We start from the raw sequence: 23,916 nt of genomic DNA on the forward strand, positions 1-23,916 counted from the left end.
AAATTCACAATGAACTCAGATGCCTGCCCAGTGCTCAAGTCAGTAATTTGACCAGCATGTCCGGATGGATATGCAAGCCGGCGAGCCCTGCCACGCCCATGACAACGCCGAACGCCGTGGGCACCAAAGCGGCCCAGTACAGCGGCCAAAGTTGCGTCAACGCCGTCACCGCGAGGACGGCAATCACAATCGCGATGGCCGCATCCGAGAGGTCGAACTGATCGTCGCGGTAGTTCAGGTCGTCGTAGGTTTTCTGGTCCTGGAGCGCTTGCTGCTGCAGCGCCTCTTTCTTGCTGGCCTGGTCCGCTGCCAGCGCCCGGTATTTCGCGATCGCCGCGTCGTAGCCAGCGGCTTGAGGGGCCGCCAGCGACGCGCGTGCCAGCTCAAGCTGGACCAGCGTGGCTTCGGCGACTTCCTGGCGCAGGTTGCGCGCCTGGTAAAAAGCCCAGTGATCGAGCTTGTCGGCCTGCGCCTGCTGCATCGCCTGCACGATGTTGTCGTCCTTGACCTTGCAAATGCCCATGAAGGTGGCCAGGATGGCCACAGTGATCGCCACCACCGCATTTAATCGACTGACCCGGGACTCGGGCGCCCGCATGGCGTCATGGGCCGTTTCTATAACATCTTGGGGATCGATTTCCATGGCAAATCCAGGTACGTGAAAAAAAACTTCAGCTTGGCGTCAACCGGTTCGAGCGGGAGACGGCGATCGTAGTCTAATGCCGCCTGTTGCGTGCCGCCGGTCGCATGCACGCACCCCTGACCCCTAAGCTACTGCATCCATGTTCAACAAAATCGGAAAATTCAGCCCGCGCGCTGTCCTGCGGCGACTCGGTCCCGGTCTCATCACGGGCGCTGCGGATGACGACCCCAGCGGCATCGCCACCTATTCGCAGGCCGGTGCCCAGTTTGGTTTCTCCATGCTCTGGACGATGGTCCTTACGCTGCCCCTGATGGTGGCGATCCAGATCGTCAGCGCCCGAATTGGCTATGTCACCGGACACGGCCTGGTGGCCAACATCAAGGCGCGCTTTCCGCGTCCCGTGCTGCTGGGCGTGGTCGGCATGCTGCTGCTGGCCAATACGCTCAATCTGGCGGCCGATATTGCCGCCATGGCCGAGGCCCTGCGTCTCTTGGTTGGCGGCTCGGCGCAGGTCTACGCCGTGACCTTCGGGCTGCTTTGCCTGGTACTGCAAGTGTTCCTCAACTACAAGACGTACGTGCGCTGGCTCAAATGGCTGACGCTGGCGCTCTTGTCGTATGTGGCTGTCGTTTTTACGTTGCACATCGACTGGTGGCAGGTGGCCCGGCAAATCGTCCTCCCACAACTGCCGGGTGGCCATGAGGTGCTGCTGACCGTGGTCGCGGTATTCGGCACCACGATCAGTCCCTACCTGTTTTTCTGGCAGGCTGCGCAGGAGGTGGAGGACGTGAACGCCGGTCCCGGCAAGCCGCACACCGCGCCCGAGGTGCGCCACCATTTGCGCCGTATCAAGCTCGACACCGTGATTGGCATGACGTTCTCCAACCTGATTGCCTTCTTTATCATCCTGAGCACGGCCGTGACCCTGCATGCGGCGGGTGTGCATGACATCGAGACCTCGGCCCAAGCCGCCGAGGCACTCAGGCCGCTGGCCGGCGAGTTGACGTTTCTGCTGTTCAGCCTGGGCATCATCGGCACCGGCCTGCTCGCGGTGCCGGTGCTCGCGGGCTCCGCGGCCTATGCCGTGGCGGAGGCCGCCGGTTGGCAGGGTAGCCTGAGCCTGCGGCTGGACAAGGGCGAAGGTCGCGGGTTTTACGGGGTCATCGCGGCGGCAACGCTGGGCGGCGTGGTCTTGTGCTTTACCTCCATGGACCCGGTCAAGGAACTGTTCTGGTCGGCGGTGTTGAACGGCGTGATCGCTGTCCCCATCATGGCCGTCATGATGCTGCTGGCGTCCCGGCGCGACACCATGGGTCAGCATGTGATCGGGCGCAAGCTGCGCTGGCTCGGCTGGTTGGCCACCGCCGTCATGACCGCCACTGTTCTGGCCATGCTGACCACGGCCTGAGCGAAATGCGGCAGCTGTGGCATCATCGATGACGTTTGCCTTCTGAATCCCCACCGACCTGTCCCAGCTCATGCTCTACACCGCGCTCAAAACCGTTCATCTCTTGTCCATCATCGTCTGGATTGGCGGCATGGTGTTTGCCCAATTCTTTTTGCGCCCCGCGCTGAGCCAATTGGAGTCGCCGCAGCGCATCCGGTTGATGCAGGACGTGCTGGGCCGCTTCTTTGATGCCGTGCTGGTCGCAGCCGCCTTGACGCTGGGCAGCGGCATCTGGATGATCGGCCGGATGGCGCGGCAAATGGCGCAATCGGGCGTCAAGTTCAATATGCCGCTTGAATGGATGGTGATGGCGACCTTGGGCCTGTTGATGATGCTGATTTTTGGCCATATTCGCTTTGTCCTTTTCGTGCGCCTGTCGCGTGCGGTGACGGCCGCCGCCTGGCCTGCGGGCGGCGCAGTGCTGGCCAGCATTCGCACCTGGGTGATGGTGAATCTGGTGCTTGGCGTGCTGATCGTGGTGGTCACGCTGCTGGGCCTGTCGCTCTGATATTCCCGCATGAACCCTGACGCGCAACAACTCTGGCGGGCGCCGCGCTGGGCGCTGGCGGTGCTGCTGGCGGTGCTGGGCATGCTGGGACCGTTCTCGATTGACACCTATATACCGGCTTTTTCCGGCATCGCCCAATCGCTGGGCGCGACGCCGGTGCAGATGCAGCAAACGCTCTCGGCCTACCTGTTCGGCTTTGCTTTCATGAGCCTGTTTCACGGCGCGATTTCCGATAGCGTGGGGCGCCGACCGGTGGTGTTGTGGGGCCTGGCGGCCTTCACGCTGGCCTCCATGGGCTGCGCCCTGTCGCAAAGCATTGGCCAGTTGGTGTTCTTTCGGGCCGTGCAGGGCCTGACCACGGGCGCCGGCATTGTGGTCTCAAGAGCCGTCGTGCGTGACATGTTTGCGCCGGCGCAGGCACAAAAGGTGATGAGCCAGATCACCATTTATTTCGGCGTGGCGCCGGCCATTGCGCCCATCATTGGTGGCACCCTGTTTGTGCACTTGGGCTGGCACAGTGTGTTCTGGTTTCTGACCGCGGTGGGCGTGTTGCTGTGGGTCGCCAATTACAAGCTCCTGCCCGAAACCCTGCACCTCACGCAACGTCAGCCGCTCAAGGTCAGCAATCTGCTGCAGGGCTACTGGCAGCTCGGGCTCGACCCGCGCTTTTTGCTGCTGGCGCTGGCCAGTGGCGTGCCGTTCAACGGCATGTTTTTGTACGTCTTGTCGGCGCCGGCTTTTTTGGGTGGGATTTTGGGTTTGGCGCCGACGCAGTTTTTCTGGTTTTTTGTACTCACCATCAGCGGCATCATGGGCGGCGCCTGGGTCAGCGGCCGCATGGCGGGCAAACTGGCGCCCAAGCAGCAAATCAAGTACGGTTTGTTGATCATGCTGCTGATCGCCAGCCTGAATCTGGTGGCCAACTGGCTTTTCAAGGCGCACGTGGCGTGGTCGCTGTTCCCGATTGCCATCTTCGCCTTTGGCTGGGCCATGATGGTGCCGGTGATCACCCTGCTGGTGCTCGATCTGCATCCGGAGCGTCGTGGCATGGCCTCAAGCTTGCAGGCCTTTATTGCCTCCTCGGCCAATGGACTGGTGGCCGGTCTCATTGCGCCGCTGGTGATGCATTCAGCCGTGTCACTGGCTGTCGCTTCTCTAAGCATGATGTGTGTCGGTCTGTTCGCCTGGCTCTATCTGCACCGCCGCTGGCCCGATATTGGCCGGGTGGTGGAACATCCGGCGCATTGACCGCCACCGGCCCACCTGTCAGGGCGAACCCACTGGCGTGACGCGCTGGAATTGCTGGTCTGAGTCCTTGAAAAAATCCACCAGGAAATCGACCATCGCCCGCACCTTGGGCGCCAGATTGCGACCGCTGGGGTAGCTGGCGAACAGGGGCACGGGTTCCACATGGTGCCAATCGGTCAGGATCGGCACCAGCTCCCGGCGGGCGATGGCCGCACTGACGATGACGTTGGTCAGACGCGTGATACCCACCCCCGCCACCGCCAGTTGCAACACGGTTTCGGCATTGTTGGCCACGACATTGCCGCCGATGTGCACCACGCGGATGCCATCTTCGGTGTCAAAAGGCCAGCGCCGCAGTGCGGGCAGGTTCGAAATCCACAGGCAGTTGTGCCGCTGCAAATCGTCCGGCGTGCGCGGCGTGCCATGCAGCGCCAGATAGCTCGGGGCGGCGCAGATCACCCGCTCCAGCGTGCAAATGCGCCGCGCCACCATGGAGGAGTCGTCCAGTGGTCCGGTGCGGATCGTCAGGTCGATGCCTTCCTTCATGTCCGCAGGCGGCCGATCGCTGATGGTGATGTCCAATTGCACATCTGGATAAAGAGCCTGGAAATGCGGGATGGTGCGTGCCAGTTGGTGCATGCCAAAGGCCGTTCCACATTGCAGGCGCAGCAAGCCACGCGGGCTCAATCCGGCCTGACTGACCTCGGCCTCGGCTTCATCCATGGCCAGCAGAATCGGGCGCGCACGCGCGTAGAAAGCCTCGCCTTCGCTGGTCAGTTGCAAGCGGCGGGTGGTGCGTTGCAGCAGTCGTGCGCCCAATCGGTCTTCAAGCCGCGTCACCAATTTGGACAAGGCCGATGGTGTCAGACCGATCTCGCGCGCGGCGGCGGTAAACCCACCGGTTTCGACGGCGCGGACAAAAGCGGTCATCTCGGCGGAACGGTCCATGGCGCGATTATGGACGAATATTCATCAATGTTTGTCCATGAACACTGATTGTCATTGAGTCAACATGTAATTACAGTTCACTTCATGAAATGTTGCGTCGCAACATGAAAAGGAAAAAATCATGACTTCCATTCAAAGGTCTGAAATTGAGCAATATGCCGGTGAACTCCGGGCCCAGGAAATTCAGCGCGTTGAGCGCACGATTGCTGCCGCCTTGGGCGCCGGCCTGGTCGCGTTCAGCGAGTTGCTGCGGCCCCTGTTCAGCTGGAATCCGCAACGAGCGAAGTCCACTGACAAAGTTTGATCAGGGTTGTGGGTGCGCCTAAGGGTTTTTTGGCGCGCCTTGCAAAACCAGGTCAATCCGGCGCTGAATCCGGCTGGCTGACTGAGGGTCCTGTGCATCACCCGCGCGTTTGAGTTGCACACCCAGCCAGGCCAGCAGCGGGCGACGCCAGCCCTGGCTCGATGCGGTATCGGTGGCACGGGCGATGTCGGCGCCGGTCAGGCGGCTGCTTTGCAGCAGTGCACCGGCAGCGATCAGGCGTGACAAGGGGTCTTCAATGGCGGCCAGCGCACTGGGTTGCGGGTCGGACGGCTGCTTGGCCGCCGCCGTCAAAACGATGGCACGGTACGGTACCGGTAGCCGCGCCACATCCAGGTCGCGCCACTGGCCGGTCAAGAATGCCGCATAAGCCTGCTCGTCAGGGCTCGCCTCGGCGGCCAGCGTTTGATAACCGGCACATTGATCCAATTCCAGGCTGGCCAGGCGCACCGCGCAGCGCGTCAGTTCGGCGCGCGCCAGCAGGTCGGCGCGGCCCGTGCTCGCGATCTCGGACTTGGCGCGCGCAAACTCAAAATCGGCCAGTCGCGTGTTGCCTTTCAGGTAAGCCGCTGAAAAATCCTTGAGCGCGGCAAAGGCATTGGTTTGCCAGTCGGGAGGCACCGGCTTGCTGGCGCAGGCGCTCAAGAGCAGGGCGCTCAGCAGGGTGATCCAGTGACTGGCGCTGGTCTGGTGCTGGCTTGGATGTGTTCGTTTGGTTGAAGTCATTTTTTTGTCTGATTGATTTGGATTCATTACTTTCAATCTTTTTACGCTTGACGATTCCATCGGCCGTGGCCTTTGCTGGGCTTCAATTCTTAACTTTCTTTTCCCCCACTCACTCCCCCCGCCCTCTCCCGCCCCGCCGGGCGGAAGAGGGAGCCAACAGCCCCATTTGGCCGCGTCCTTTACGGTGGGAAATAAACGCTCGGCCGCACGCTGGCCTCAAAGTGGCGGTAACTCATGAACCGGCCGATCCCGTCAATTGAAGGCTGGCGGCCAAACCAAGACTGCAAACCAGCGCAGCATCTGCCTGGGTGATCAGCCTGTCAATGCCATGGCGAAACTTTGAGGCCAGCGCACCATCAAGAAACAAATTTCCCACCATTAAAGAGTTGGCCAAATGGGGCTGTTAGCTCCCCTTTCCGCCCCGGCGGGGGCGGAGAGGGGCTGGGGGAGAGGGGGGGAATACAGACATCAAAAGAACATTAACAATCAAAAACCAGATAACGAGAAAAAACGTCAGGGCAATTTAATCTCCGTATCCCGCGCAAAAGGCCATTTGCGGTTCACCTCTTCCACCAGTTGCGTCACCTTGCGCAGGCTGATCTCGACCTCGGCGCGCAGCGCACCCAGGTCGGCGCTGGCAACGCGCGCATTGGCGCCCACGGCCTGGGCCTCGGCCAGCACCGCATCGACTTTTTTCAGGCTGGCGCGGGCGTCGGTCAAGACGCCGGTGAGCTCCCGAATTGCCACCTGCGAGCCATCGACGGCAGCCTGGGTGCTGTCCATCACGCCCTTGGCGCCAAAAATGCGTTGATCGGCCTTGGCCAGCAGCGCGTTGGTCTGGTCCAGCGTGGCGATGATTTTTTTGGCGTTGTCTTCGCTGCCCATCACGCCGCTGAGTAGCCCATAGCGGCCGGTCAAGCGCTCGCTGACTGTTTTCAGGTTACTCAGGCTGGTGTTGATATTGGACTCCGGCCCGGTCATGTTCTCCAGGTTTTCCAGCAGCGTGCGGGTCGACGCCACGATGCGGGGGATTTCGGCGTTGGTGTCGCCGCGCAGCACGGTGCGCTCCGCGTTGGCCGGCAAGGGCGGGTCGCTCAGAATGCCACTGAAGGCGCGCAGGTGGGTTTCGCCCACCATGCTGCGTTCCATGGTGAAGATGCTTGATGTACGCAGCCAGGGCGCGTCCTTGAGAGGCACGTCAATCACCATGCGCGCCTTGCCGTCCAAGGCCAGCTCGATGCGCCGCACGCGGCCGATGGGAAAGCCCGAGAAGGTGAGATCCATGCCGACGAGCACACCTTCGGAGTCGTCGGCCACCAGCACCAGCTGCTGGGTTTTCTCGAACACGCCGCGCGCGTACATCACGTACAGCAAAAAACCGCAGATCAGGGCCGTGACCAGGACCAGCAGCATGATGGCCCTGAACTCGACGTGGGCGATGGTTGCCGGGGTCGGCGCGGCGGGTGGCGATGAGGGTGGCGATTGTGGTTCCATACGATGTGAGCTTAGATGTACTTGATCACCAGCGAGGCGGCCTCGATCAACAAGAGGACCAAAAACAGGCGCGCGGCACCGGGCTGCACACCGTTGGCGCTGGTGTTGTCACGCGCCGCTTCCAGACTGGCGGCCATCGGCACCACGGCCACGGCCAGACTGAAGAAAACAGTTTTGAGGGCAAAGCCCAGTGTGACGGACAGATCGAACACATGGCCGACGGTGCGCGTGTAGCCCGGCAGCCCCCAGGGCGACAAGCCATAGACGATGAGATAGGCCAGCACCAGCACAATCACGCTGTTGATCATGGCCAGCGTCAGGACCGAGAAGGCGCCCGCCAGCACACGCGGCACCACGTCAGCGCGCAGGCGGGTGAGGCTCAGGGGCGCACTTGGGTCAAAGGGGCTCGGTCGGGCGTTGGTTTGCGCGCCCGCGTTGAACGTCATCCCGGCGCGCAGCGCGACAAACAGGGCCGCCGACAGCGGAATGAGCTCCAGCACCAGCACCCGCACCACCATCTGCAGGGCGTATTGCGACAGGCCGTAGTTCAGCGCCGTGACCACCACGATGCGGATCAGCACCAGGCTGAACAGGGCGGCCATGGCCGTGAACCAGGGCAACACCTGCCAGGTGCTGGCGTAGATATGGCGCGACGTGATGGCGCGGTTGATGCGGTTGTAGGTCGAAGGCGACAGGGCCAGCACCAGCACGATGGCGCCGAGGTGAATCATCTGCCACCAACTGGCCGCCCCGCGCAGCAAGGCCCGGCCCCAGGCGGCGCTGTCAAGGTGGGCGTAAGAGCGGGTCGGCATGGCCGGATGATAACGAGCCGAACGTGGAAGCGAATCGACAAGACGCAAGCCAGGTAATTCACTATACTGTTGTTTTATACAGTTAATTGCCCTTGATTTTCAGTGATTGCTCATGCTGCCGAGTTCCTTGTCTGTTGCCTCTCTTGACTTTGGCGCCGCCGTCTGGCGTGCCGATGCGCTGGCCTGCGCTGGCGGAGCCACGGTTGCCAGCGGCCATGGCGCGCTGGACGCCGAGTTGCCCGGGGGTGGCTGGCCACTGGGGGCGATCAGCGAAATCCTGCAGCCGCCCGGTGTTTGCCAGGAGTGGCGCCTGTTGCTGCCGGCGTTGACGCGAACCTGCGGCCCGGTGGTGCTGGTGGGCCCGCCACAGGTGCCGTTTGGCCCCGGGCTGGCGGCGCAGGGCCTGGATGCCCGGCGGCTGTTGTGGGTTGGCGCCGCTGCGCCTGCGGCGCGCCTGTGGGCGACCGAGCAGGCCTTGCGCTGTGCCGAGGTGGCGGCGGTGCTGGCCTGGTTGCCGCAGGTGCGCACTGAGCAGCTGCGGCGTTTGCAACTCGCCGCCCAGACCCACAGCAAGCTCTTGTTTGTGCTGCGACCGGCGGCGGCGCAAAGTGAGTCCTCGCCCGCCGTGCTGCGCCTGCTGCTGGTTCGTGCCTCTAGCGCCGGTGTGGCGCCAGACGCCTTGCGGGTGCAGATTCTCAAGCGGCGCGGCGCGCCGCTGGCGCGCACCTTGGTGCTGAGCGCCCGCCCTGCCAGCCTGGCGGTGCTGCTGGCTTTGCGGGGTGACAACCCAGGGCCTGGTCAGCAGCTTGTGGCCAGGGAGGAGGCCGGTCATGCACTGGATTGCCTTGCGGCCGGGGCCTGAGGCCGATGTTGATCCCGATGCGATACCCGCCTTGGGTGGCTGGGCGCTGCAGTACACGCCCAAGGTCGCGCGGCTGGATGATGCGCTGCTGCTGGAGGTGTCGGCCAGTGAGCGCCTGTGGGGTGGCTGGCGCGCGCTCCTGCGCCAAATTTATACATCAAATAAGCCGGTAGCCACCGTCCAGTATGCGCGAGGCGCTACTTCTTTAATAGCGTATGCGCGGCTCCAGGACAAGACCTTGGCACGCACGAGTCCTGACGATCTGCCGCTGCACACGCTGGCGGCGGCCCGGCCCCATCTGGCCACGTTAGAGCGGCTCGGCTGCAACCATTGGGGCCAGTTGCGCGCCCTGCCCCGGGGCGGTGTGGCACGGCGCTTTGGCGCGCCCCTGCTGGCGGCGCTGGACCGGGCCTACGGCCTGCAGCCCGAGCTCTACCCGTGGCTGGCGCTGCCCGATGTGTTCGATGTCACGCTGGCGCTGGGCGCCCAGGTCGAAACCGCTCCGGCGCTGCTGTTTGGCGCACGCCGCTTGTTCCAGCAGTTGCAGTTGTGGCTGCAGCTGCGCCATCGGGGCGTGCTGGCGCTGGAGTTGTGCTGGAGCATGGACGCCCGGCGCAACACCGCGACCCAGGGTCAACTGCCGCTGCGCAGTGCCGAGCCGAGCGCGGACATGGCCCATCTGTTGCGCCTGGCGGGCGAGCAGCTGGCCCGCGTGACCTTGCCCGCGCCGGTGCACGCCCTGCGATTGCGCACGCTGGAGACGCAAAAACTGGCGGGTGAAACGGCCAGTTTGTTGCCCGATGCGCGCCGCTCCGGTGACAGTCTGCAGCAGTTGCTGGAGCGTCTGAGCGCCCGCCTGGGCGCGCAACAGGTGCTGCAGATGCAGCCCTGTGACGAGCACCGGCCGGAAAAAATGCAAGTCTGGCAAGCTGCGGTCAATGCTTCACAATTGATAGCTACTTGCGAAGGAAGGACGGGGGCTAGAGGCCTAAAAGATATATACAGCTCGGCGCTGTATCCGACCTGGCTGCTGGCCACACCGCGCCAGCTCGCGGTGCACCAGAAGCGTCCCCACGACCTGGGCCCGTTGACGCTGGTGGCCGGTCCGCAGCGGCTTGAGGCTGGCTGGTGGGTGGCAGATGACTGCGCCTTGCGCGACTATTTTCTGGCCCGCAGCGAGCAGTCTGGCTTGTTGTGGGTTTACCGCGAGCGCCTGAGCGGGCAGGGCGCAGCCGTCAATGCCGACCCGCAATGGTATTTGCATGGCTTGTTCGCTTGAAACGGTCGTGCCCGCGACTGAGCCGGCCTCCGTGCCGGCCTATTGCGAGTTGCATTGCCTGTCCAACTTCAGCTTTGGGCGCGGTGCCTCGCACCCGGAAGAGCTGGTCGCGCGTGCGGCAGCCCTGGGTTACGCGGCGCTGGCCCTGACCGACGAGTGCTCGGTGGCGGGCGTGGTGCGCGCGCATACCGAGGCGAAAAAACTGGGTTTGAAGTTGCTGCCCGGGGCCGAGTTTGCGGTGACGCAGGCTGATGGGGCCGGCGGCGGCGCGCTTGAGGCCGGTTTTCGGCTGGTGGCGCTGCCGCACGATCTGCAGGCCTGGGGCGACCTGTGCGAGTTCATCACCCAGGCGCGCCGGGCCGCGCCCAAAGGCCAGTATCGGCTGCTCTGGCAGGACGCCCCCTGGGCGCTGCTGGGCGGTTGCGAGGTCTTGCTGGGGCTGCCGTCTGCTCTTCATTTCGAAGCTGCTTGCGCAATAACGACGAGGGCTAGAGCCCTGTTTGGCTCAAATTTGTGGCTGCTGGTCGAGTTGCTGCTGGCGCCTGATGACACGCTGCAGGGGCAGCGGCTGCAACAACTGGCCCGTCTCACCGGCGTGCCGCTGGTGGCGGCCGGCAACGTGCACATGCATGTGCGCTCGCGCAAGCCGCTGCAGGATGTGCTCAGCGCCGTGCGGCTGGGCCAGCCGGTGTTTGACTGCGGCCGCGCGCTGCAGCCCAACGCCGAAGCGCACCTGCGCTCGCGCCAGCGCCTGGCCGCCATTTATTCGCCCGACGTGCTCGCCAACACGCTCACCGTGGCGGCACGCTGCACCTTCAGCCTTGATGAGTTGCGCTACCAGTACCCGCTGGAGACGGTGCTTGAGGGCTTGTCAGCGGCGCAAACCCTGCGCCGCTACGCCGCCGAGGGCGCGCTCAATCGCTACCCGCAGGGCACGCCGGCATCTGTGCAGCAGCAGCTCGACCACGAGCTGGCGCTGATCACGGAACTCCACTTTGAGATGTATTTTTTGACCGTGCACGACATCGTTCGCTTTGCGCGCAGCCGCCACATCCTGTGCCAGGGCCGCGGCTCGGCCGCCAACTCGGCGGTTTGCTACTGCCTGGGCGTGACCGAGGTGGATCCTTCGCGCATGAACATGCTGTTTGAGCGTTTCATCTCCAGGGAGCGCAACGAGCCCCCTGATATCGACGTCGATTTTGAGCACCAGCGGCGCGAAGAGGTGATCCAGTACATCTACGCCAAGTATGGACGTGAGCGCGCCGCTTTGAGCGCCGTGGTCATCAGCTACCGTCCGCGCAGTGCCTTGCGCGATGTGGGGCGCGCGCTGGCTGTTCCCGAGGCGCTGATCAGCGCGCTGGCCAAAGAGCATCCCGGCATGTACAGCCGCACGGTGCTGGTTGAGCGGCTGCAGTCAGCGCTGGCGCTGCTGGCGGCAGACGTGGCGCCACCCGCTGAATGCCTGCAGCTTTGGCTCGATCTGAGCACCCAGTTGCAGCGTTTCCCGCGCCACCTGAGCCAGCATCCGGGCGGCTTTGTGCTCACCCGCGGCAAACTCACCCGGCTGGTGCCGGTGGAGAACGCCGCCATGCCGGAGCGCAGCATCATCCAGTGGGACAAGGATGATCTGGACGCCATGGGGCTGCTCAAGGTGGACGTGCTGGCGCTGGGCATGCTCAGCGCCATCCGCCGCTGCCTGGACCTCATCAGCGTGCAGCGCGGCACGCCGTTTTCAATGCAGGACATCCCTCCGGAAGATCTGGCCACCTATGACATGATTTGCCAGGCCGACACCGTGGGCGTGTTCCAGATCGAGAGTCGCGCGCAGATGAGCATGTTGCCGCGCTTGAAACCGCGTTGCTTTTACGATCTGGTGGTGGAGGTCGCGATCGTGCGCCCGGGGCCGATTCAGGGCGGCATGGTGCACCCCTACCTGAAAGCGCGCGAGCACCCCGAGCAGGTGCCATACCCCAGCCCGGCCCTGCAAGAAGTTCTGAAACGCACGCTGGGCGTGCCTATTTTTCAGGAGCAGGTGATGCAGATCGCCATGGCGGCGGCTGACTTTTCAGCTGGTGAGTCCGACAGCCTGCGCCGCTCCATGGCGGCCTGGAAGCGCCAGGGCGGTGTCCACAAGTTTTACGACCGCCTGGTCGGCGGCATGCTGAAGAACGGCTATAGCCTTGAGTTCGCCGAGCAGATCTTCAAGCAGATCGAAGGCTTTGGCGAATACGGCTTTCCCGAGAGCCACGCCGCCAGCTTTGCCCTGCTGGTGTATGTGAGCAGCTGGCTCAAACGCCATCAGCCCGCCTGTTTTCTGGCCGCCCTGCTCAACAGCCAGCCGCTGGGCTTTTACAGCCCGTCGCAACTGGTGCAGGACGCGCAGCGCCATGGCGTCGGGGTGCGCCCGGTCGACGTGACCCGCAGTGACTGGGATTGCACGCTGGAGCCAGCGAAGTCAACCAAGCTTTTGGGCTCAGACCCCAATAGCGGTGCCGCTCAATTACCAGACGTGTGCAGATCGCCCTTCGTGCGCCTCGGTCTGCGCCAGGTCAGCGGTCTGTCTGAATCGGCCGCCCAGCGCATCGTGGCGGCGCGTGTTGAGGCCCCGTTCACCAGCACCGAAGACCTGGCCTTGCGCTGCGCGCTGGAGGCGGGCGACCTCAAGGCGCTGGCCAGTGCCGACGCGCTCGCCAGCCTGTCAGGCCACCGGCGCCAGCAGGTGTGGGATGCGGCGGCGCAGCAGAACGCGCCCGGCTTGCTGCGGGCGGTGCCGGTGGCAGAAGCGGCGTTGCAACTCCCCGCTGCCAGTGAGGGCGAAGAAGTGATCTTCGACTACGCCGCACTGGGGCTCACTTTAAGGTCGCACCCCTTGTTGCTGTTGCGCGAGCAGCTATCAAAAATGAGGCTGATGACCGCGGCGCAACTGCGCGACCTGCCCAACGGCCGGCTGGCGCGCGCCTGCGGAATCGTCACCATGCGCCAGCAACCGCAAACCGCCAAAGGTGTGATTTTCGTCACGTTGGAGGACGAGACCGGTCAGGTCAATGTGATTGTGTGGAAGTCCTTGAAAGAGCGGCAACGCCCGGCGCTGCTGCGCTCGCGCCTGCTGGCGGTCTATGGCACCTGGCAGCGCGATGTCGAGAGTGGTGGTGACGTCTGCCACCTGATCGCCGGCCACCTGCAGGACCTGACGCCGCTGCTGGGCGGCTTGACGACGCAGAGCCGGGAGTTTTGTTGAGGATTCAACAGAAAGAAAGACGCGCAAAAAAGAGCGGCCAGCGTTCCATGGAACGCTGGCCGACACCATTTTCAAATCAAAACCAGGCGCTTCAGGCCTTGGGGTCAGTCATTGCTGTCGTGATTGCTGTGGTTCTTGATGTCCACCTTGGTGGCGACGAACACGCCGTTGCTGCCTTGGGTGCCCTTGATTTCCACATAAACCCCGTTGGCCAGGCTGGCCGCATTCGTGTGTTCGAAACGGGCCGCAGAGGCATCGACCGTCAAGCCGTTGAGCTTGAAACTGGCCACAGACGCAAAGTCCGACACCTGACCGTATTGCTCATAGCTCACATCGCCAACCGTTCCGTGGCTGCTATCGTTGCTGGTGTTGTTGTCGTTGCTGTGGCTGCTATCGCTACTGGTGTTGTCATTGCCGTGGCTGCTATCGTTGCTGTTGTCGTTGCCGTGGCTACCATCAGTACTGGCGCTGCTACCGGTGCTGCCGGTGCCATTGGTCTTGAGCTCGACTTTGGTCGCCCGCAGCAGGTTGCCCGACAAGTTTCCCTTGATCTCGACATAACTGCCGACCGCCACTTGGGCCAAGGTGGCGCTACGCCCGAACGTCGCAGTGCTCAAGTCAACACTGACACCATTAACGACCACGGTGCTGCCATTGATGCTGCTGACAGCGCCATACAGCTCGTTGCTGCCGCCAATCTGGCCGGCACGGTAGCCGTCCTGTTCAATCTGTGTGGCCTGCAACACACTGCCGTCCCAGTTGCCTTTGACCTCAAGCAGCTGACCCGCTGTGATGGTGCTGGTGTTGCCCTTGATCGCTGCCTGTGACATATTCACCGGCGTACCCGAGACCTTCAACACGCCATTGATGGGTGCCGCATCGGCGATGCCCTTGATCTTCAGCCAGGCGCCTGCCGCCACTGTGGCGCCATACACCGAGCTCGCTTCCTCGACTTTTACCGTGCTGGCCGTCAGCACATTGTTGACCGCGTCAAAATTGCTGGCGACCGCCTTGATCTTCACCCGCTTGCCGTCGCCCAGCACCCCGGTGACCACCGCCGTGCTGTAGTTCACCGTCAGGTTGCCCACCTTGAAGCTGGTGGCGCTCAGGTTGCCCACCACGCCGTTCACGCTCAGTGTGGTGAATGCTGTTGTCTTGAGCTGGATGAGGGTTGCCAGCAAGCTGCCGTCGGCCTGCAAGGCGCCGTACACCTCCACCGATTGCCCGGCCGTCAGTCCGGCCAGTCCGCTCACACCCTGGTAAGCGGTGGCTGTGTTGGTGTTCACCGTTTGCCCCAGCAAGGTGAGTGTGTTGGCCGATGCATTCACGGTTGTGATTGCGCCCCGGATGCCATGCACCAAGGCCAATTGGCTGGCCGTGCCCAGCTGGGTGCTGTCGTCGGCAGTACCACTCACGCGCACCGTCATACCCAGTTTGAGTTGATCCAGATTGATGTCCTGGCCGTCATCATCCTGCAGCGTGGCACCCACCGATGAGAAGCGCATGCCGTTCACGATGACCGAGCCAAAACCGGTGATCGGTCCGGCATACATGGCCGCTGCGGGCGCGGTGTTGTTGACAGCCGGGGTGGTGCCACCGCCGCCGCCGCAAGCTGTCAGCAGCATGGCACTGGACAGGGTCAATAGGGTCCAGCGAAAACTTGGTTTAATTTGGTTCATTGCATTTCTCCTTGAAGTTGGATCGGTCTAAGTTTTGGCACACCGTGCACCGGAAACTGGCGCAACTCTATTCAGGAAATGTTATGGCAGGCTTAAGAGTCGTTATGCAGCCCCTTGGCCATGCCGCAGTTCAGAATTAATCCCGACCTGAGACTGCGTGAAAGCGTCTGCCGTCATGGCCTGTCAAGGTCGCGTCAACTTGCCGCCTCACTTGCTTTTCTGGGTGAATCGACCCAGCACTTGTTCCCCCTTTGATCTTTATCAACTGATAGCCTTTGATCTCTGACTCCAATCACTTGCTATTGAGTACGTTTTCGGGGGCAAGGGCAGAGCAGCTTTCTGGTTGAAACTGGCCGTGAATTCAATCAATTCAACCGCCTCGTTGAAAGCCTGAACGACAAGACGACGTTACGTCTGACGCGGGTTTGGCCACGACGCCATCCGACCGAAGTGTCGGCCAGCCCCTACGTGAGGAACGAGGCGAAGTTCGCCCACCACGCACAAGCGGGCCGCGCCTTAATTTTTTCTTGATGAGGATGCAAGGAGAACAACATGGCATTCGACAAGACCGCAAACACAAAGGCACGGGGACTCTCCTTGCACATCGGCCTCAACAGCGTCAACGGCGACGCCTACAGCGGCTGGACGGGGCCACTGGCCGCCTGCGAGTTCGACGCCAACGACATGGCGGCCATCGCGAAAACCAGGGGCATGAAGTCCACGGTGCTGCTGACCAAAAAGGCCACGCGCGCCAACACGCTGGCCGGCCTGCGCAGCGCGGCCAAGTCGCTGAAGGCGGGCGACCTGTTCTTCATGAGCTACTCCGGCCACGGTGGCCAGGTGCCCGACGTGAACGGTGACGAGCCGGACAAGAAGGACGAAACCTGGTGCCTGTTTGACGGCCAGCTGATCGACGATGAGCTCTACCTGGAGCTCAGCAAGTTCAAGGCCGGCGTGCGCATTCTGGTGCTGTCCGACAGCTGCCACAGCGGCAGCGTCACGCGCGAGCTGCCGCCGCCGCCACCACCACCCGGCCAGCGCATCAAGCTGATGCCCGATGCCGTGGCCCGGCGCGTCTATGGTGAACACCAAGCCTTCTACGACAAGCTGCAGCAGGACGTCACCGACGCTGCCAGCAAGGCCGGCGTGGACCCGGATGCAGCGCTGGCGGCACTGACGCAAGTCGGCGCGGCAGCCCATGCAACCGCGCTCGTTGGCAGCTTTCACCCGGCCGTCATCCTGATCTCCGGCTGCCAGGACAACCAGACCTCGATGGACGGCGAGCACAACGGCGCCTTCACGGAAGCGCTGCTGAAAGTCTGGAACCTGGGCAAGTTCAGCGGCAACTACGACACCTTCCACACGCGTATCCGCGCCGCCCTGCCTACCGGTCAATCACCCAATTTGTTCACGCTGGGCCAGGCGGGGAACTTCCTGGCACAAACACCTTTCACGGTCTGACCACCCGGTTCGATGCTTGCCATGGCCACCCGAGCACAGGACATCAGCTTCGTCATCCCGGGCCAGGCGCAGGCGGGCGGCGCCACCCGTGGCAGCAGCAAGGCCTCGGTGCGCGTTGGCGCGCAGCGCGGCGGTGCTGAGGCGGTGCGCGTGACCGCCCGCCCGGGCGAGGACGTCGTGGTGCTGACCATCGCCAACGGGCCAACGCTGTACCTGCACCCCGAAGACGCGCGCGACCTGATGCGCGCGCAAAGCGCCGGTGCCACCCGCGGCACGGTCAATGCGGCCGACGACAGCGAAGTTGTGGTCTCTCCGCAGCTCGGCTGGCCGGGGCTGGAGGCGGGCGCCACGCGCGGCGCGACCCGCGGCTGGATGGGCCAGACCGTGCTCAGCGCCTTCGAGCTCATCACCGGCCTGGCCAAAGACCCGGCGGCCAAACTGGCCGCCGCCGCCATCACCAGGAAAGTCGACGGTGCCGTGGACGCGGGTGTGTACGAACTCTCGGCGACTGCGCTGGAGCCGCTCAAGGGCAGCGGCCGCAAGCGCGACGCGGTGCCGGCGGCAGCCGACGGCGGGCCGCTGCTGGTGCTGGTGCACGGCACCTTCGTCGACAGCGTCAGCACCTTCGGCAAGCTCTGGACGCTGCACCCGCAGACCGTGCGCGCGCTGTTCCAGCACTACGGCGACCGGGTCTACGCGCTCGATCACCCGACCCTGGGCCAGAGTCCGATTGCCAACGCCTTGACGCTGGTGCGCGCCGTGCCGGCCGGCGCGCGCCTGCACCTGCTGACCCATTCGCGCGGCGGCCTGGTGGCCGAAGTGCTGGTGCGGGCCTGCGGCGGCAAGCCGCCTGGCAGCGAGGAGCTGGCCTTGTTCGACGGGGCCGACTACCGCCAGCAACGCGCCGATCTGCAGACCCTGGCCCAAGAGGCGATGGCCAAGGGCCTGAAGATCGAACGCGTGGTGCGGGTGGCCTGCCCGGCGCGCGGCACGCTGCTGGCGTCCAAACGCCTTGACGCCTACCTGTCGGTGCTGAAGTGGAGCCTGGAGCTGGGCGGTGTGCCGGTGGCGCCGCAGCTGCTCGACTTCCTGTGTGAAGTGGCGCGCCGGCGCGCCCAGCCCGACGAGCTGCCCGGCCTCGAAGCCATGATGCCCGGCAGCCCGCTGGTGCAGTGGCTCAACGGCGGCAGTGGCGACGGCGACGCCCTCCCTGGCGAACTGCTCGTGGTGGCCGGCGACATGGAGGGCGACTCGATCGGCTCCTGGGTCAAGACGCTGCTGTCCGATGCCTTCTACTGGACCGACAACGACCTGATCGTGCAGACGCGCTCGATGTACGGCGGCGCGCCGCGTGCCGCCAGCGCCGCCGGCGCCGGGGCGAGTTTTGTGCTCGACCGCGGCGCCCGGGTCTCGCACTTCAACTACTTCGCCAACGAGAGCACGGTCAATGCCATCACGGATGCGCTGCTGGAGACGGCGCCGGCCGACTTCGCAACCATCGGCCCGCTGTCCTGGGCCGGCGAGGACGCCAGTGGCACCCGCGCCGCGCGCGCCGTGACGCGTTCGCGCGGTGCCAATGCGGCCGACGCGGCCAACCGCCCGGCAGTGTTCGTGCTGCCCGGCATCCTGGGCTCCAATCTCAAGCTCGACGGCAAGCGCATCTGGCTCGGTTTTCGCTTCGTCAACGGTCTGAAGAAGCTGGCGTGGGACCCGGCGACGGCCGCGCGCATCGAGCCCGACGGCCCGATCGGCAGTACCTACGACGACCTGATCGAGCGCCTGGCCGACAGCCACGAGGTGATCCCCTTCGCCTACGACTGGCGCCGCCCGATCGAAGACGAAGCGCAGCGCCTGGCGGCAGCGGTGGATGCGGCGCTCGCCGCGCGCAACACCAGCCAGCAACCGGTGCGTCTGCTCGCGCACTCGATGGGTGGGCTGGTAGCACGCACCATGCGCCTGGAAAAACCCGACACCTGGGCCCGCATGATGGCGCGTGAGGGCGCGCGCCTCCTGATGCTGGGCACGCCCAACGGCGGCTCGTGGGCGCCGATGCAGACGCTCTCGGGCGACGACACCTTCGGCAACGCGCTGGTCGCCTTCGGTGCGCTGTTCGACAACGGCGGCGCGCGCCAGATGATGGCCGGCCTGCCCGGCTTCATCCAGTTGCAGGCCGCACTGCTCGACCCCACGCTCGGCCTCGATAAGTCCAGCACCTGGCAGAAGCTGGCCGACCAGGACATGGCGGCGCTGCGTGAGCGCAGCATCTGGCACGACGAGGGCGCGCAGCGCACCATCTACGAGTGGGGCGCACCGCCGCAAGCGGTGCTCGACCAGGCCGTGCAATTGCGCCGGCGCCTGGATGCGCAGGTCGAAACCCTGGGCGCCGATGCGCCGAAGATGCTGCTGGTAGTCGGCCACGCACGCTTCACACCGGCTGGCATCACACAGACCACCGACGGCCTCGAGTACCTCGACGCGCCGGACGACGGCGACGGCCGCGTCACGCTGGCGAGCGCACTGCTGCCGGGCGTGCGCACCTGGAAGGTCGATGCCGAACACGGCAAGCTGCCCGACGAAGCGAGCGCCTTCGCGGCCTACATCGAACTGCTCAGCAGCGGCCAGACCACCCAGCTGGAAATCGTGGAGTCCGCCGCCCCCGGCGTGCGCGGCGCCGCCGGTGCGGCCGCAGCCGTGGCGGCGCTGGTGCGCAACCGGCCTTCGCGCGGGCTGCAATCGTCGCGCCCACCGTCGAGCGAAGCCGAGGTGCTGGACCTGGCGCGCAGCGATACCGAAGCCCGCAGCGCACGAGGCAAAAGCACGGCGCTGCGCGTGTCGGTGTACAACGGTGACATCAAGTTCGTCAGCCAGCCGCTGCTGGTCGGGCACTACCGCTCGCTGGCGCTGACCGGGACCGAGTGGGTCGTTGATGGCCTCGTCGGCCACGCCATGAGCAAGTCGCTCGCGGCCGGCCTGTACCCCGACGCCACCGGCTCGCACCAGATCTTCGGCAACCAGCGCCATGACCCGGAGAATGTGTTCGCCATGGCGCGCCCGCAGGCGGTGGTGGTGGCCGGACTGGGTGAAGAGGGCAAGCTGCGCGCGAGTGAACTGGTCTACACCGTGCGCCAGGCGGTGCTGGCGTATGCGCAGCGGGTGTCGGAGCAGGGCGGCGTGGCGCAGTTCGAACTGGCAGCCACGCTGATCGGCAGCGGCGGCACCGGCATCAGTGCCGGCAGCTCGGCGCAATTGATCGCGCAGGGCGTGTTCGAGGCCAGCCAGAAATTGCAGCAGGGCGGCTGGCCGCAGCTGAGCCGCCTGATCCTGGTGGAGTTCTACCTGGACCGCGCCAGCGACGCCTGGCGCTCGCTGCAGGTGCAATCGACCGCCACGCCGAACCAGCTGGAGCTGGTGGGCCTGATCACCTCGGGCGACGGTGCCCTGCGGCGTTCGCTCGATTCGAGCTACCGCGGCGCCGCCCACGACCTGATCAGCGCCCTGACCGGCCCGCACGACAAGAACGACCAGCCGACGATCCAGTATGTGCTCGACACGCGGCGCGCCCGCACCGAAGTGCGGGCCCAGCAGGCACAGGGCACGCTGCTCAGGGAGCTGGTGGCCAAGGCCTCGAACGACTCGAACCGCGATGCGCAGATCGGGCGCACGCTGTTCAAGTTGCTGGTGCCGGTGGAGATGGAGCCGTTCCTGGGTGGCACCTCCGAGATGCTGATCGAGCTCGACGCCGGCTCGGCCGTGATCCCCTGGGAACTGCTCGACACCGATGCGCCGGCGCACAGCGGCGGCGACCCGCGGCCCTGGGCGATCCGCAGCAAGCTGCTGCGCAAGCTGCGCACCGAAGATTTTCGGGCCCAGGTGTCGGATGCCAACGCCGACGACAGCGTGCTGGTGATCGGCGAGCCGCTGAGCGACCCCACGCGCTACCCGCCGCTGCCCGGCGCCCGGGCCGAAGCCATCGCGGTCATGACCCGGCTCACCAGCGCTACCGATGGGATTCAGTCGGGCAAGGTGCGTTCGCTGGTCAGCGGCGAAGACGATGCGCGCAGCGTGATCAACGCGCTGTTCGAGCGCCCCTACCGCGTCGTGCATGTCGCCGGCCATGGCGCCCCCGGCGCCCGCGGCGGCGTGGTGCTGTCGGGCGACACTTTTTTGGGTGCCGCCGAGATCAAGGCCATGCGCGTCGTGCCCGAGCTGGTGTTCCTGAACTGCTGCCACCTGGCCGGGCGCGACGCCTCGCTGACGCTGCAGCCCTACGACCGCGCGAGTTTTGCGGCCAACATCGCGCAGGCGCTGATCGAAGTCGGCGTGCGCTGCGTGATCGCCGCCGGCTGGGCCGTGGAGGACGGGCCGGCCGAAAAGTTCGCCACCACCTTCTACGCGGTGCTGTTGCGCGGCGAGCGTTTCATCGACGCCGTCGCGGCGGCGCGTGAAGCGGCCTGGCGCGAGAGTCCGCAGGGCAATACCTGGGCTGCCTACCAGTGTTATGGCGACCCGGGCTGGACCTGGCGCCGCGGCGGCGCCGACGCCCAGCGCAAGGCGCCACCGGTGGGCGACGAGTTCGTGGCGGTGTCGTCGCCGGTGGCGCTGGCGCTGGCACTCGAAACCCTCGCCATCCGCAGCCGTTTCAGCCAGGTCAAAGCCGAGTTGCAGTGCGACAAACTGCATTTTCTCGAATCGAAGTTCGGCCCGCCCTGGGGCGCCATGGGCGCTGTCGCGGAGGCTTTCGGCCTGGCCTATGCCCAGGCCCAGGACAGCGCCAAGGCGATCGAGTGGTACCGCGTGGCGGTCCATGCGGCGGATGGCAGCGCCTCGTTCCGGGCCGCCGAACAACTCGGCAATCAGCTGGCGCGCTACGGCGAGGGCCTCAGCGATGCGGCGCGCGCGCGCCGGTTGATCGAGGAAGGCATCGCGCAGCTCAGCCGGCTGGTCGCGCTGCAAGCCACCTTTGAGCGCGAGAGCCTGCTTGGTTCCGCATGGAAGCGCCTGGTGTTGCTTGAAACCCGTACCGGCAACGCGGGCGCCTCGCTCCAGGCGCTGGAGCAAATGGCGGCGCACTATGCCAACGCAGAGACCCTGGCCCGCCAGGGGCAGGCCGCCAATCTGTTCTACCCGGCCAAGAACTGCATCAGTGCCGAGCTGCGGCTGGCGTTCTTGCATCGGCGCGCGCCGCGGCTGGCGGCGGACCGGCTGCGTGCGGTGCGTGAATCGCTGGACCAGGCAAGCATGGAGAAGCCTGATTTCTGGTCGGTGGCCGGGCAAACCGAGCTGGGTCTGCTCGAGGCCCTGGCGCAAGGCCGCCTGGCGGGCTCCGGGCCTGCGTTGATGGATGCCTTTCGAGAGCTCAAGCTGCGCGTGCCAGCCACGTCGAGCTGGGACTCGGTCTACACGGATGCGCGCTTCACGCTGGAACCCTATCAGCGGGTTGCCAGTGCGCCCGAGCAGCGCGCTGCGGTCGAGCTGTTGAATGGCCTGAAGGCGCTGGCGGCCGCATGAATGCCACGGGCGCGGCGTCTCCCGATGTGTTTGTCAGCTATGCGCGCGAAGACCGGCCGCTCGCCGAGCAACTCGCGCAAGCCTTGAGTGCGAGCGGGCTGCAGGTCTGGTGGGACCGCGATCTGGCTGCCGGCAGCGAATTCACGGCGGTGATCGAGGCCCAACTGCTGGGCGCGGCCGTCGTCATGGTGCTGTGGTCAGCCGACTCGGTGCGTTCGACCTTCGTGCGCGATGAGTCTTCTCGTGCCGCCAAAACGGGCAAGCTGCTGCCGGTGCGCATCGAAGATGTCGAGCTGCCGCTCGGTTTTGGCCAGTTGCACACGCTGGATCTGCTGGACTGGGACGGCGATGCCAGCGACGAAGCCTTCCAGAATCTGCTGTTTGAAGTGCGCCGACGCCGGGCACCGGACCTTGCGCTCGAGCGACCGCGCCTGAGCCGCAAGTGGCCGCGCCGTTCCACACTGATGACAGCTGCCGCGCTGGCGCTGGTGCTGGGTGGCACCGCCACTTGGTACGTTCGCGATCAGCGCCAGGGCGAAGTCGTTGTGCAGGCCGAAAAGCAGCGCCGCATCGACTTTGACAAGAGCGAAGCTGATCGCCACTTTCGCGCCGGGCTGGACCAGCAATACGCCAGCGTGCCGCAACTTGAGACCGCGCTCAACGAATACCTGAGCGCCGTGGAGCTGCGCCCGGCGCACGCGCGGGCCCGCTACTACCTCGGCCATGTCTACGCCCAGACCGGCAAGCCGCTGGACGCGTTGACCTCGTTCAAGCTGGCGTTGGCGGCCACCGAAGCACCGCTCGACCGCAGTCAGCGCGCCGATGCTGAAAAACGGGTGCTGACGCTGGCCGTGGTCGAAGGCGAGGCCACGCCGATCACACGCCTCGCCGCGACTCCCGCGCCAGCACCCGCAAAGCCGGACGCGGGTGCTGGCGCGGGCATTTCCGCCGCAACCAGCGCCGCGCCGCGCCCGGCCGCGCCCCAGGCTCCCAAGCAGCCACCACGCATCGATCCGCCTGAGGCGCGCGTTGCGCAGCTGACTCAGGCCGTCGAAGGCTTGTTCGACAATGACAAAGAACGCCGTATCAATGCCACCACCAGCCTCGTGGTTGACCCGCTGGCCCTGTCCGACGCCGTGCCACTGGCGGTCAAGAAGGCCTTGCAGGTATTAAAGGACGGCCCGGCCGGACTGGACGCAAGCGCATCGTCGGGCGTCGTCAACACGCTGGTGCTGCTGCAAAGCGCCTTGCCAGGTACCTTGCAGGTCAACCGCGCGACGATTGAGCGGCTGCTCGACGCGGCGCAGCCGCTGGGCGACTACACCGCCAAGCAGGCCGGCAAGGTGCGCGACTTACTCAAGCAGGCGCTCGTGCGCCACCCGGTCGCCTACATTCAGATAGCCAACCCAGCGCAACGGCCCATCGCCGAGGCGCTGGCCCTCAAGTTGCGCAGCTTTGGCTACGAGGCGCCCGCCATCGAACAGGTGGACGCGCGCGCGCCTGAAGCCACGCAAGTGCGGGTGCAGGGCAAGAGCGACCGCAGCTACGCACGCTGGGTTGCCAAGGTGGTGGGCGAGGCGGTCAGCGCGCCGCCCGCCAGCAGCGCATTGCGCAATGCCAGCCCCAAAACCGACACCTACGAAATCTGGTTCGGTCGCTCGCTGTGCGCACCGGGCGGCTTGCTGATTGACGGCTGCAAGGCGGCCTAGGGCGACGAGCGGGCGAATATTCACCCGTATCA

General features: G+C 65.1%; 16 protein-coding genes. 10 read left to right on the top strand and 6 right to left on the bottom strand.

Translation table 11 applies throughout. The features are described from left to right. Nucleotides 1-34: 34 nt before the first annotated feature. Nucleotides 35-643, bottom strand: a complete 609-nt coding sequence (locus tag RFER_RS06110; protein WP_011463519.1) for a DUF4337 domain-containing protein — start codon at nucleotides 641-643, stop codon at nucleotides 35-37. A gap of 139 nt (nucleotides 644-782) precedes the next feature. Between RFER_RS06110 and RFER_RS06115 the strand changes: the two genes are divergently transcribed. The 3 genes from RFER_RS06115 to RFER_RS06125 all read left to right on the top strand — a co-directional run bounded on the left by RFER_RS06115 (nucleotide 783) and on the right by RFER_RS06125 (nucleotide 3,846). Then, nucleotides 783-2,051 (top strand): Nramp family divalent metal transporter, encoded by a 1,269-nt coding sequence (locus RFER_RS06115; RefSeq protein WP_011463520.1) that lies wholly within the window; start codon nucleotides 783-785, stop codon nucleotides 2,049-2,051. Between the two features lie 70 nt (nucleotides 2,052-2,121). After that, entirely contained in the window at nucleotides 2,122-2,598 is a 477-nt protein-coding gene (locus RFER_RS06120; protein WP_011463521.1) for a CopD family protein, read from the top strand. 9 nt (nucleotides 2,599-2,607) lie between these two features. Next, nucleotides 2,608-3,846, top strand: coding sequence for a multidrug effflux MFS transporter (locus RFER_RS06125; RefSeq protein WP_011463522.1), 1,239 nt, complete (start codon nucleotides 2,608-2,610; stop codon nucleotides 3,844-3,846). 18 nt (nucleotides 3,847-3,864) lie between these two features. Here the strand turns inward: RFER_RS06125 and RFER_RS06130 are convergent, their stop codons facing one another. After that, nucleotides 3,865-4,794, bottom strand: coding sequence for a LysR family transcriptional regulator (locus RFER_RS06130; RefSeq protein WP_011463523.1), 930 nt, complete (start codon nucleotides 4,792-4,794; stop codon nucleotides 3,865-3,867). Nucleotides 4,795-4,915: 121 nt separating this feature from the next. Here RFER_RS06130 and RFER_RS06135 point away from each other — a divergent pair, with 121 nt between their 5' ends. After that, entirely contained in the window at nucleotides 4,916-5,098 is a 183-nt protein-coding gene (locus RFER_RS06135) for a hypothetical protein (RefSeq protein ID WP_041790268.1), read from the top strand. 18 nt (nucleotides 5,099-5,116) lie between these two features. Here RFER_RS06135 and RFER_RS06140 read toward each other — a convergent pair whose 3' ends face one another. From RFER_RS06140 to RFER_RS06150, 3 genes are all read right to left on the bottom strand, one after another. Then, nucleotides 5,117-5,842: a hypothetical protein gene (locus RFER_RS06140; RefSeq protein ID WP_049765729.1), complete on the bottom strand. Its 726-nt coding sequence runs from the start codon at nucleotides 5,840-5,842 to the stop codon at nucleotides 5,117-5,119. Nucleotides 5,843-6,355: 513 nt separating this feature from the next. Then, nucleotides 6,356-7,336, bottom strand: coding sequence for an MlaD family protein (locus RFER_RS06145; protein WP_041790271.1), 981 nt, complete (start codon nucleotides 7,334-7,336; stop codon nucleotides 6,356-6,358). An 11-nt stretch (nucleotides 7,337-7,347) separates the two neighbouring features. Then, complete coding sequence (locus RFER_RS06150) at nucleotides 7,348-8,148, bottom strand: MlaE family ABC transporter permease (protein ID WP_011463526.1); 801 nt, start codon at nucleotides 8,146-8,148, stop codon at nucleotides 7,348-7,350. 112 nt (nucleotides 8,149-8,260) lie between these two features. Here RFER_RS06150 and imuA point away from each other — a divergent pair, with 112 nt between their 5' ends. Genes imuA through RFER_RS06165 form a run of 3 tightly spaced genes read left to right on the top strand, consistent with a single transcriptional unit; the run spans nucleotide 8,261 to nucleotide 13,527 of the window. Continuing rightward, nucleotides 8,261-9,010, top strand: a complete 750-nt coding sequence (imuA, locus tag RFER_RS06155) for a translesion DNA synthesis-associated protein ImuA (RefSeq protein ID WP_011463527.1) — start codon at nucleotides 8,261-8,263, stop codon at nucleotides 9,008-9,010. Next, nucleotides 8,979-10,289 carry a hypothetical protein gene (locus tag RFER_RS06160; protein ID WP_041790274.1) on the top strand — a complete coding sequence of 437 codons (1,311 nt, stop codon included), beginning with the start codon at nucleotides 8,979-8,981 and terminating at the stop codon, nucleotides 10,287-10,289. Before imuA ends, RFER_RS06160 begins: the two co-directional genes overlap by 32 nt. After that, nucleotides 10,273-13,527, top strand: a complete 3,255-nt coding sequence (locus tag RFER_RS06165; RefSeq protein ID WP_011463529.1) for an error-prone DNA polymerase — start codon at nucleotides 10,273-10,275, stop codon at nucleotides 13,525-13,527. The genes RFER_RS06160 and RFER_RS06165 overlap by 17 nt, the downstream gene beginning before the upstream one ends. A gap of 104 nt (nucleotides 13,528-13,631) precedes the next feature. Here RFER_RS06165 and RFER_RS06170 read toward each other — a convergent pair whose 3' ends face one another. Beyond that, entirely contained in the window at nucleotides 13,632-15,206 is a 1,575-nt protein-coding gene (locus RFER_RS06170; RefSeq protein ID WP_011463530.1) for a DUF5666 domain-containing protein, read from the bottom strand. Between the two features lie 552 nt (nucleotides 15,207-15,758). Here RFER_RS06170 and RFER_RS06175 point away from each other — a divergent pair. The 3 genes from RFER_RS06175 to RFER_RS06185 are packed head-to-tail and all read left to right on the top strand — an operon-like array spanning nucleotide 15,759 to nucleotide 23,884. Further along, the gene (locus RFER_RS06175; RefSeq protein WP_011463531.1) at nucleotides 15,759-16,667 is read left to right on the top strand and encodes a caspase family protein; all 909 of its coding nucleotides are present in this window, start codon (nucleotides 15,759-15,761) and stop codon (nucleotides 16,665-16,667) included. A 12-nt stretch (nucleotides 16,668-16,679) separates the two neighbouring features. Then, entirely contained in the window at nucleotides 16,680-22,175 is a 5,496-nt protein-coding gene (locus RFER_RS06180) for a CHAT domain-containing protein (protein WP_011463532.1), read from the top strand. Next, entirely contained in the window at nucleotides 22,172-23,884 is a 1,713-nt protein-coding gene (locus tag RFER_RS06185) for a TIR domain-containing protein (RefSeq protein WP_011463533.1), read from the top strand. The genes RFER_RS06180 and RFER_RS06185 overlap by 4 nt, the downstream gene beginning before the upstream one ends. Nucleotides 23,885-23,916: the final 32 nt, after the last annotated feature.

It is taken from the genome of Rhodoferax ferrireducens T118 (assembly GCF_000013605.1).
Lineage (GTDB): Bacteria > Pseudomonadota > Gammaproteobacteria > Burkholderiales > Burkholderiaceae_C > Rhodoferax > Rhodoferax ferrireducens.

Coding starts and splice junctions, on each gene's coding strand:
- RFER_RS06110 (WP_011463519.1), bottom strand. CDS start 643: ATGGAAATCGATCCCCAAGATGTTATAGAAACGGCCCATGACGCCATG.
- RFER_RS06115 (WP_011463520.1), top strand. CDS start 783: ATGTTCAACAAAATCGGAAAATTCAGCCCGCGCGCTGTCCTGCGGCGA.
- RFER_RS06120 (WP_011463521.1), top strand. CDS start 2,122: ATGCTCTACACCGCGCTCAAAACCGTTCATCTCTTGTCCATCATCGTC.
- RFER_RS06125 (WP_011463522.1), top strand. CDS start 2,608: ATGAACCCTGACGCGCAACAACTCTGGCGGGCGCCGCGCTGGGCGCTG.
- RFER_RS06130 (WP_011463523.1), bottom strand. CDS start 4,794: ATGGACCGTTCCGCCGAGATGACCGCTTTTGTCCGCGCCGTCGAAACC.
- RFER_RS06135 (WP_041790268.1), top strand. CDS start 4,916: ATGACTTCCATTCAAAGGTCTGAAATTGAGCAATATGCCGGTGAACTC.
- RFER_RS06140 (WP_049765729.1), bottom strand. CDS start 5,842: ATGACTTCAACCAAACGAACACATCCAAGCCAGCACCAGACCAGCGCC.
- RFER_RS06145 (WP_041790271.1), bottom strand. CDS start 7,336: ATGGAACCACAATCGCCACCCTCATCGCCACCCGCCGCGCCGACCCCG.
- RFER_RS06150 (WP_011463526.1), bottom strand. CDS start 8,148: ATGCCGACCCGCTCTTACGCCCACCTTGACAGCGCCGCCTGGGGCCGG.
- imuA (WP_011463527.1), top strand. CDS start 8,261: ATGCTGCCGAGTTCCTTGTCTGTTGCCTCTCTTGACTTTGGCGCCGCC.
- RFER_RS06160 (WP_041790274.1), top strand. CDS start 8,979: ATGCACTGGATTGCCTTGCGGCCGGGGCCTGAGGCCGATGTTGATCCC.
- RFER_RS06165 (WP_011463529.1), top strand. CDS start 10,273: ATGGCTTGTTCGCTTGAAACGGTCGTGCCCGCGACTGAGCCGGCCTCC.
- RFER_RS06170 (WP_011463530.1), bottom strand. CDS start 15,206: ATGAACCAAATTAAACCAAGTTTTCGCTGGACCCTATTGACCCTGTCC.
- RFER_RS06175 (WP_011463531.1), top strand. CDS start 15,759: ATGGCATTCGACAAGACCGCAAACACAAAGGCACGGGGACTCTCCTTG.
- RFER_RS06180 (WP_011463532.1), top strand. CDS start 16,680: ATGCTTGCCATGGCCACCCGAGCACAGGACATCAGCTTCGTCATCCCG.
- RFER_RS06185 (WP_011463533.1), top strand. CDS start 22,172: ATGAATGCCACGGGCGCGGCGTCTCCCGATGTGTTTGTCAGCTATGCG.